The 9,323-nt window shown below is 72.5% G+C and carries 7 protein-coding genes; 3 read left to right on the top strand and 4 right to left on the bottom strand.

Features of this window, described 5'->3' with window-relative positions; translation table 11 throughout:
- Window positions 1–217: 217 nt before the first annotated feature.
- Complete coding sequence (locus GT045_RS27520; RefSeq protein WP_161335822.1) at window positions 218–1,663, top strand: immune inhibitor A; 1,446 nt, start codon at window positions 218–220, stop codon at window positions 1,661–1,663.
- Between the two features lie 60 nt (window positions 1,664–1,723).
- Here the strand turns inward: GT045_RS27520 and GT045_RS27515 are convergent, their stop codons facing one another.
- Complete coding sequence (locus tag GT045_RS27515; RefSeq protein ID WP_161335821.1) at window positions 1,724–4,498, bottom strand: exo-beta-D-glucosaminidase; 2,775 nt, start codon at window positions 4,496–4,498, stop codon at window positions 1,724–1,726.
- Window positions 4,499–4,604: 106 nt separating this feature from the next.
- Window positions 4,605–5,789, bottom strand: coding sequence for an ROK family protein (locus GT045_RS27510; RefSeq protein WP_161294250.1), 1,185 nt, complete (start codon window positions 5,787–5,789; stop codon window positions 4,605–4,607).
- 115 nt (window positions 5,790–5,904) lie between these two features.
- On the opposite strand from GT045_RS27510, the gene GT045_RS27505 reads away from it, so the two are divergent.
- Window positions 5,905–7,395 carry an APC family permease gene (locus GT045_RS27505; RefSeq protein WP_161335819.1) on the top strand — a complete coding sequence of 497 codons (1,491 nt, stop codon included), beginning with the start codon at window positions 5,905–5,907 and terminating at the stop codon, window positions 7,393–7,395.
- 165 nt (window positions 7,396–7,560) lie between these two features.
- On the opposite strand, the gene GT045_RS27500 is transcribed toward GT045_RS27505, so the two are convergent.
- Together GT045_RS27500 and GT045_RS27495 are read right to left on the bottom strand one after the other, a co-directional pair.
- Window positions 7,561–8,001, bottom strand: a complete 441-nt coding sequence (locus GT045_RS27500) for an SPW repeat protein (protein ID WP_161294246.1) — start codon at window positions 7,999–8,001, stop codon at window positions 7,561–7,563.
- Window positions 8,002–8,089: 88 nt separating this feature from the next.
- Window positions 8,090–8,629 carry a sigma-70 family RNA polymerase sigma factor gene (locus GT045_RS27495; protein WP_237538911.1) on the bottom strand — a complete coding sequence of 180 codons (540 nt, stop codon included), beginning with the start codon at window positions 8,627–8,629 and terminating at the stop codon, window positions 8,090–8,092.
- 333 nt (window positions 8,630–8,962) lie between these two features.
- Here GT045_RS27495 and GT045_RS27490 point away from each other — a divergent pair.
- The coding region (locus GT045_RS27490) for a MerR family transcriptional regulator (RefSeq protein ID WP_161335816.1) at window positions 8,963–9,323 on the top strand (361 nt) is incomplete at its 3' end.

Here is a 9,323-nt window from a genome sequence, read left to right as displayed (position 1 = left end):
GGCCCTCGCCCACTCCCCGCCCCCCGTCTCCGGGCCGGCGCCGCGCCGCCCGGCCGGACGTGCGTCGAGGGTCGCGCACCCGCCGGTACTGTCCACCCACCTTCATGCCATGTACCTTTCAACCATTCGTCGTGTGCCGGAAACCCCGATCGCGCTCTACGCGCGCAGACTTGGCGTCCCCACCGCTTCTTCCCCACCCCACACGGAGGTTCGACAGATGCTCGGATCCGGAAGATCCCGCCATGGCTTGACCACCGCCCTGACCGGCTTCGGGCTGCTGCTCACGGGATCGGCTCTCCAGCTCGGCACCGGTGCCCCCGCCCACGCGGCGGTCACGCACCGGATCCTGTTCGACAACGCCCACGCCGAGACGGCGGGCAACGCCGACTGGATCATCTCCACCAGCCAGCCCGACCCCCTCGGCCAGAACTCCTCCCCGTCCGCCGAGAAGGACTGGACCGGCGCCCTGTCGTCCTGGGGCGTGGCACTGCAGAAGACCGGCGGGTACAGCCTGAAGACCCTGCCTTCCGGCTCCTCCCTCGCCTACGGCGGCACGTCCGCGACGGACCTGTCGAAGTTCGACACCCTGGTCCTGCCGGAACCCAACACGCTGTTCACCGCCGCCGAGAAGACGGCGATCATGAACTTCGTGAAGAACGGCGGGGGTCTTTTCATGATCTCCGACCACACCGGCTCCGACCGCAACAACGACGGCGAGGACGCCGTCGAGATCTTCAACGACCTCATGACGAACAACAGCGTCGACGCGACCGACCCGTTCGGCTTCTCCGTCGACTCGCTGAGCATCGGCTCCGACCACCCGTCGGCGATCGCCGACAGCTCCGACCCGGTGCTGCACGGCTCCTTCGGCACCGTCGGCAAGAGCCTGATCGCCAGCGGTACCACGGCCACCCTCAAGCCCGCGGACAATCCCGGGGTCAAGGGCCTGCTGTACCGCACCGGCTACTCCGGCAACACCGGCGCCTTCTTCGCCACCAGCACCTTCGGCAGCGGCCGGGTGGCCTTCTGGGGTGACAGCTCCCCGGTCGACGACGGCACCGGCCAGTCCGGAAACACCCTCTACGACGGGTGGAACGACCCCGGCGCGAACGACGCGGCCCTCGCGCTCAACGCCACCGCGTGGCTCGCCGGTGCCGGTGCCGGTGGTGGCGGAGGCGGCGGCGGCTCGACGTCCTGCACCGCGGCCCAGCTCCTGCGCGACACCGGCTTCGAGTCCGGTGGCGCCTGGAGCGCCACGAGCGGCGTCATCACCGACTCGACGGGGGAGTCACCCCGCTCGGGGGCGTACTACGCCTGGCTGGACGGCAACGGCACCGCCACCACCGACACGCTCTCGCAGCCGGTGACGATCCCCTCCGGCTGCTCGGCCAGGCTCACCGTCCACCTGCACGTGGACACCGCCGAGACGACGGCCACCACGGCCTACGACACCCTCAAGGTCCAGGTGGTCGGCGGCTCCGGCACGGTCCTCGGCACTCTCGCGACGTACTCCAATCTCGACGCGGCCGCCGGCTACACCGAGCGCGTCTTCGACCTCTCCGGTTACGCCGGACAGACCGTCACCCTGAAGTTCACCGGGACCGAGGGCTCCAAGTACCAGACCTCGTTCGTCGTGGACGACACCGCGCTCGACGTGAGCTGAGCGGCGCCGGCCGAGCCGGGGGGCCGGGGGAGCGGGCCGTGCGGGCCCGCTCCCGCACCGTCAGGCCGACGGCACCGTCCGCTCCGGCGTGTTCCAGCCGGAGATCCGCACGCCCGGTGCCGAGCCGTGCAGATCGGCCGTCCGGCTGGTGGCGGTCAGCGTCACCGACTCGCCCGGCCACAGGCTCACGTCGTTGTCCGACCAGCGCACCGGCAGCACCGGCTTTCCCTGGGCGTCCACGAGGTGGACGTCCGTGAGCAGCGCCGGAGTCGTCCCGCTCCCGCTGTGGCGCAGGGTCACCGTCGTGGTCGACGTGTCGCCGTCCGAGGTCGTGGCCGCCGACGCGGACACCGTCGCCGGCGCCATCGAGGCGAGCCCCTTGAGGTCCGCATAGCCCGTGGTCGGCGTGTAGTACCAGGTGGTGCCGTTCCAGTCGAGGGTGTCGGGATCGGTGGAGAGCCAGTACACGTTGCGGCTGACCTCCCTGCCGGCCGCGTCCGTCAGCACCAGCCGGAGCAGGTACGTGCGCGCCAGCCCGCTCACCGAGGACGGCAGGGTGAGCGCGGAGCCGTGGGCGCCGCCGCCCGCGACCGTCAGACCGGTGACGGTCCTGTCGTACCTCCGGGTGCCGTCGGGGTCGAACAGCGTGGCCCGCGCGGTGAGGCCCTGGGCGCTGCCGGGCCGGTTGTTCACCACGACGACCGAGCGGTTGTCGTAGGAGTACTGGACGTGCAGCGGCTCGTTCGCCTTCTTGGCACCGAAGTAGGCGCCGTTCTGGTCCAGGTACCGGTCCGTCAGCTGCCAGTGCAGGGACGTCCAGCCGCTGTTGAACATCCAGTGGATCACCCCGGTGGCGGGCCGGTCCGGGTCGGCCGCGTTGCGTCCGTACGCCTCGAACTGCGCGCGCACGTTCTCGTACTGGGCGAGCTGGGCCTTGCGCACGTAGTCGGTGAGGCTCGTCGGGGCGCCGTATCGGCCGGCGAGGGCCTTGTCGTAGATCTTGAGCGTGCCGAAGGTCGAGGACGGTGAGCGGTGGTACTGCTTCGCGTCCGGGTCCTTCCAGAGGGTGTCCAGTTCGGCGGGGGTCATCATCCGGCGCAGGGTGTCCAGGGTGGGGATGCTCGGGCCCGCGCTGGTCTCGGAGTTGAAGCCGGTGGCGCCGCCCTCGCGCTTGGCGTACCAGTAGCCGGGCGGGACCCAGTCGTAGGGTCCCGTCATCTTCATGCCCGACCTGCCGAGCTGCGGCGAGGAGGCGTCGGACGCGGCGGGGACGACGGGGACGGGCCAGTCGGCCTCCTTCAGGGCGTCCAGGTACCCCTTCTCGATCCGCGCGTCGGGGGCGGCATCGCTGCCGATCAGGAAGGACAGCACGCTCGGGTGGTCGCGCAGCCGGGCGGCCTCGGCGGCCATGGACGCCTCGGCCACGGTGTGGTCGGCGTCGTCCCACCGCTCCCCGGACCCGTCGGGGTTGACGTCCCCCTCCCACTTGTCGCAGCACTCCCAGCCCGGCAGGGTGAGCACACCGAGGCGGTCGGCCAGGTCGAAGAACTCGTCGGGCTCCAGGTGGCCTTCCAGGCGGATGGTGTTCAGGCCCAGGTCGACGGCGTACTTCAGGCGGTCCTCGGCGTAGGAGCGGTCCCAGCGCAGGAACTCGTCCGGGGACCAGCCGCCGCCCTTGATCAGGAGTTCGCGGCCGTTGATCCGGTACTGACGGTCGCCGGCGGAGTTCAGGGGGGCGCGTACGTCCCGGATGCCGAAGGTCTCGTGCGCGGTGTCCGAGACGCTGCCGGCGACGGTGGCGGCGAGGTCGAGGCCGTACAGCGGCTGCCCGCCCATCCCGGCCGGCCACCACACCCTCGGCTCGGTGAGGTGCAGGCCGGGGGTGTCGGCGGGGGAGAAGGTGACGGTCTTCGTCTCGTGGGCGCCGAGGGTCACCGTCCTGCCGAACTCCGCCCCGGCGACGCTGCCGCCGACGGTCGCGGTGACCGCGGTACCCGTGTCGTTGCGGGCCTTCGCCTTCACCGTGAGGTCGGCGGTGGCGAGCGAGGGCACGGCCAGTGCGGTCGTCACGTGCGCGTCGCGCAGCGCGACCGGACCGGACCGGCGGATCAGGACGTCGCGGACGATGCCCATGTTCCGGTCGGGCGGTGGCTGGAGCCAGTCGAGCCAGCCCGTCGTGAGGTCCTTGTTCGGGTCGTTGGGCCGGACACGGAAGGCGACCGTGTTCGTGCCCGGCCGGAGCAGCGGGGTGATGTCCAGTTCGTGGTGGGTGTAGGCGCCCCTGACGTCCGTGGCCGAGGCGAGCTGCCGTCCGTTGACGTAGACGTCGGCGGCCGAGACGACGCCGCTGAAGTCGAGGAAGGTGTGCCGGGCGGTGTCCGCGGAGCCGCCGGTGTTCCCGGCGCGCCCGGTGCCCGCGGTGGTCCCGGACCTCCCGGTGTCCGTCACGGTGAAGTCGGAGCGGTACCACCAGGGCACCTCGAAGTCGGCCCGGCGGATGCTCTGCTGGTTCGTGGAGCGGAACGGATCGGCGTAGACGCCGTCGGCGAGGAGCGCGGCGAGGACGGTCGAACGCGGGCCCGCCGGATGCCAGCCGGTCGCCGGATAGCCGGGGGAGGAGACGGCCGTCGCGGAGTCGCTCACGTCGGTCGTGGACCGGACGGAGAAGCCGGAGAGCGCGGTGGCGGCGCCGGAGACGCGGGTGATCCCGGGGTGCCCGTGCGGTGCGGCCGGTGGCCGGTCCTCGGCCCAGGCGCCGGAGGTCAGCCCGGCGAGCAGCGCGAGGACGGCGGTCGTGGTGGTGTACCTGCGGGCGAGGTCGGGGCGAGGGAACACGAGGGTCTCCTGGCTCGTAAAGTTAGGAAACTTTACTAATCCGGTTCACGCTAGGGTCCGCCCGCAGACGTGTCAACGACCGTGGCCGTGGCCCGGGAGGCGACGGTCAGGTTCCGGCCGTGCGGCGCTCGAACACCAGGTCGCGGGCCGTGTCCAGCGCGGTGGCCACCGCCCCCAGCAGGACGGCGTCCTCGCCGAGCCGGCTCGGCGCGATCCGGGGGCGCAGCGGGGTGAGCGCGCGCACGTGCTCCCGCACCGGCCGCAGCAGCAGGTCGACGCTGTGTCCGACCCCGCCGCCGAGCACCACGAGATCCGGGTCGAGCACGGCGGCGGCGGCCGCCACGGTGTGCGCGATCCGCTCGCCCTCCAGCCGCACCGCCCGCACGGCGTCCGGATGGCCCTGCCGGGCCGCGTCGAACACCGCTTTCGCGGTGAGCTGCCCGCGCATCCCGAACTCCCGGGCGGCCTCCACCACGGCGACCCCCGACACCGCGTCCTCCAGCCGCTCCGGTTTCCGCCGGCCGTGCCACGGCAGGAAGCCGATCTCCCCGGCCAGCCCGTGCGCGCCCGTGAACAGCCGTCCCTCGCTGACGATCCCCATCCCGAGGCCGGTGCCGATCATGATGTACGCGAAGAGCCGGCTGCCCGCCCCGACGCCGAAGGCGTGCTCGCCGAGCGCGGCCAGATTGGCGTCGTTGTGCACCTCCAGCGGCACGTCCAGCTCGGCGCGCATCCGGTCCACGAGTCCGGGCCGCCCCCAGCCGGGCAGGTGCATCGCGTACCGCACCCGCCGCTGCTCCTCGTCGTACACCCCCGGAGTGCCGATCACCCCGTGCGCCACCTCCGCCGGGTCCACGCCCGAGTTCGCTATGACCTGGCGGGCGGTGGAGACGACCAGGCCGGTCAGGGCGGCGGAGGCGCGGGCGCGGTTGCGCACGTCGGCGCGGGCGACGAGCGTGCCGTCCAGGTCGGCCAGCGCCACCCGCAGCCAGCCCCGGCCGATGTCCACGCCGAGCGCGTACCCGGCGGCCGGATCGGGTGCGTAGAGCACGGCGGTGCGTCCCCGCTCCGGGGCGTGCGTGCCGACCTCGTGCACCAGGCCGGCCGCCGCCAGCGAGGCCAGTGCGCTGGACACCGTCGGCTTGGAAAGGCCCGTCTCCCGGGCCAGTTGCGCACGCGAGGCGGCACCGAGGCCGCGCAGCCGGTCCAGGAGCAGCCGCTCGTTGGCGCTGCGCAGGCGTCGGCGGCTCCAGGGCTGTACCTGCTGCTCTACGGCATCGCTGACGGGCATCGCACCATTCTCGTGCATTCCTGACGCGTACTTGACGCCTCTGGTAAGGCTCCTTAACTTTATGCGCCACGTCGGCCCCGCCGGGTGCCGCGGAGCGTCGCGTCAGGAGACCCCCATGTCCGGTAGTCCGCCGCCCGAGGGCGGTTTCGTCCGCCGCGTCGGCCTGTTCCAGGCCACCGCGATCAACATGAGCCAGATGTGCGGCATCGGCCCGTTCGTGACCATCCCCCTGATGGTCGCCGCGTTCGGCGGACCGCAGGCGGTCATCGGCTTCGTCGCCGGCGCGGTGCTGGCGCTGTGCGACGGGCTGGTCTGGGCCGAGCTGGGCGCCGCGATGCCGGGCTCCGGCGGCAGTTACGTCTATCTGCGCCAGGCGTTCCAGTACCGCACCGGCCGGCTGATGCCGTTCCTGTTCGTCTGGACGGCGATGCTCTTCATCCCGCTGATCATGTCCACGGGCGTCGTCGGCTTCGTCCAGTACCTGGGGTACCTCGCCCCCGGCCTCGGGCAGACCGCCGGCGATCTGACCGGCCTCGGCGTCATCGCCCTGGTCGTGGCCCTCCTGTGGCGGGGCATCGAGCACATCGCCCGCATCACCGCCGTGATGTGGACCGTGATGATCGCCTCGGTGGTGCTCGTGATCGCCGCCGCGGCCGGCGACTTCAGCCCGCACCGGGCCTTCTCCTACCCGGCCCACGCCTTCGACCTGACGAGCGACCACTTCTGGCTGGGCTTCGCCGCGGGCCTGACCATCGGCATCTACGACTACCTCGGCTACAACACGACCGCCTACATGGGCGCCGAGATCAAGGAGCCCGGCCGTACGCTCCCGCGCTCCGTGATCTTCTCGATCCTCGGCATCATGACGATCTACCTGCTGCTCCAGATCGGCACCCTCGGAGTCGTCGACTGGCGCCGGATGACCGACCCCGGGGACATCGCCTCCACCTCCGTGGCCTCGGCGGTGCTGGAGGAGACCTGGGGGAGGGGAGCGGCCGACACGGTGACCGTGCTGATCCTCGTCACGGCGTTCGCCTCCGTCTTCACCGGCCTGCTCGGCGGCTCCCGGGTGCCCTACGACGCCGCCCGCGACCGGGTCTTCTTCCGCCCGTACGGGAAGCTGCACCCGGAACACCGCTTCCCGGTGCTCGGCCTCGCGACCATGGGCGTGATCACCGCGGCGGGCTTCCTGCTCGGCCGTCACACCGACCTCGCGACCCTCATCCAGCTGCTCACCACGGTGATGGTCATCGTCCAGGCCCTGGCCCAGATCGTCGCGCTGACCGTGCTGCGCCGCCGCCGGCCGACGCTGCGCCGGCCCTACCGGATGTGGCTGTACCCGCTGCCGAGCGCCGTCGCCCTCACCGGCTGGTGCGTGATCTACGGGTACGCCGACCGGAACTCCCCGGGCCGCCACCCCGTCGAGTGGTCCCTGGCCTGGCTGGCCCTCGGCTGTGCCGCCTTCCTGATCTGGGCGCGGCTGGAGAAGGTGTGGCCGTTCGGGCCGAAGGAGATCAGCGAGGAGTACGGGGAGGACGGGGAGTGCGGGGAGGACGGCACGAGCGGCGCCCCCGTCGGGACCGCGCCCTCGGCCCGGCGTCCCTGAGGCCGGTGAGGGGGGACCCGTCCCGCCCCGGCCGTGACGGGCAAGCGTGGGCCGGTCCGCCCGGGCGGACCGGCCCACGCTTCTTCCTTCCCTTCCTCGGTCTCCTCTTCTACGGCCTGGGGCCTCGCGGCCTTGGGGGCGGCCTCTACGACCTCGGGGCGGCCTCTACGGCCTGGGCCTGGGGACGCTCTTCGCCGCCGTACCGGCGCAGACCAGGCCGAGGGCGAGGGCCAGGGCGCCGATGACGACGTTGTTGACGATGACGCCCGCGTCCGGGGCGCGGCCCACGATCCACGGGGCGATGATCATCCAGATGCCCATGGCGCACATGGCCCAGCTGAGCCCGTACATCCGCTCGGGGGCGCGCGTGAATCCGAGGGCCAGCAGGCTTATCGCTATGCCCACGATCAGGTTGTGGGTCATCAGCGAGGGCTGGTTCGCCGTGTAGTGCAGGATCCACGGGGAGGCGGCACAGTACAGGCCGAGCAGGAACACCGGCCCGTCCACGAGTGCCACGTCTCGACCGCCGAGCATGCGGGAGTAGCGTTCCCGCATTTCGGAGACATCGGGGTGGCTGGATATGTCACCCCTGTGCAGGTTGGCCATGAGTCGTCTCCTTTGGCTATGCAGGTCAGACCGCGTCTTGTTCGGTGTGCGGTAGCGCCGCATAGTCCATTTTGCTCTTATTTCGTCCTTATGTGTAGGTCTGGTCGGCTCCGTTCTGCCGTTCCAGGTCGCGGCGCAGTTGGCGCAGTCCTCTGCGTGCGTGGCTCTTGACCGTGCCCAGCGGCCACCCCGTGCGCTGTGCGATCTGGGTCTGGGTGAGGTCCTCGTAGTAGGCCAGGCACAGCACGCGCCGCTGGGCCGCGGGGAGCCCGGCCAGCGCGCGCCCCAGCATGACCCGGTCGAGGGCCGCCTCCGGCCGGCGGGTGTCGGACCCGTCCGGCGGCAGGGCCGCGCCGGCGGCCGCGACCAGCTCGCCGCGGCGGGTCCGCGCGGACAGCGCGTCGGCGATCCTGCGGCGGGTGATGCCGGCGATCCAGCCCGCCACCGTCCCGCGCTCGGGCCGGTAGCCGCCGCAGCCGCGCCAGACGCCGAGGAACACCTGCTGCGTGACGTCCTCGGCCTCCGCGGCGTCGCCCAGGGTGCGCCACGCCAGCGTGTGCACCATGCGCGACCAGCGGCGGTGGACGGCGGCGAGGCAGGTGTCGTCCCCGGCCGCCAGTCCCCGCATGAGGTGCTCGTCGGTGAGCGGCTCCCCGGTACCCGGCCACGGCACCGGGCCGGCGGAGGGGCCGGCGGACCGGCCGGCCGGGGGCGCGGTGCCGGGGGCGACGGCGGTCGGGTGCGGGCTCATGACGACGGCTCCTTCGCTTCGGACGGGCCGGCCGGGACGCATTCCTGCGGATCCCCACCGCTTTCCCGGGACGGGGGTGCGCGGGCGCCGCCCGGTCTGCCGGTTTCGGCGGAACGGGGCCTGCCGGGTGCCGCCCCGATCACCTAGATCGTGTGAGCCGGTGCGGTGACGCGACAACTTGCATCGTTTCTGCGTCGTATCGTCGGTCGTATGGACACGAGTGACGCCGTGAAGCCGCCGGAGCCCGGTGCCGAGCCGGCGCTGACGACCGGGGCGCTGGCCCGCCGGCTCGGCGTCTCACCCACCACCCTCCGTTCCTGGGACCGCCGTTACGGCATCGGCGCCGCCGCGCGCACCGGTGGGCGGCACCGCCGCTGGACGCCCGAGGACGTGACGATGCTGGAGACGATGTGCCGGCTGACCGCGTCCGGGGTCCCGCCCGCCGAGGCCGCCCGGGCCGCCCGGGAGCGCGCCTGCCTCACCGCGCCGGGCAGTCCGCCCGGGCCGCCTCCCGCACCGGGAGGACCACTCGCCGGCGCGCTGCGACCGTCGGGTGCGCTCGGGCCTGCGG

This window comes from Streptomyces sp. SID486, from assembly GCF_009865385.1.
In the GTDB taxonomy this organism is placed as follows: Bacteria; Actinomycetota; Actinomycetes; order Streptomycetales; family Streptomycetaceae; genus Streptomyces.
The sequence above is the reverse complement of the archived record's forward strand: the minus strand, read 5'-3'. Positions and strand labels throughout refer to the sequence as shown.

Coding starts and splice junctions, on each gene's coding strand:
- GT045_RS27520 (WP_161335822.1), top strand. CDS start 218: ATGCTCGGATCCGGAAGATCCCGCCATGGCTTGACCACCGCCCTGACC.
- GT045_RS27510 (WP_161294250.1), bottom strand. CDS start 5,789: ATGCCCGTCAGCGATGCCGTAGAGCAGCAGGTACAGCCCTGGAGCCGC.
- GT045_RS27505 (WP_161335819.1), top strand. CDS start 5,905: ATGTCCGGTAGTCCGCCGCCCGAGGGCGGTTTCGTCCGCCGCGTCGGC.
- GT045_RS27500 (WP_161294246.1), bottom strand. CDS start 8,001: ATGGCCAACCTGCACAGGGGTGACATATCCAGCCACCCCGATGTCTCC.
- GT045_RS27495 (WP_237538911.1), bottom strand. CDS start 8,629: ATGCGGGGACTGGCGGCCGGGGACGACACCTGCCTCGCCGCCGTCCAC.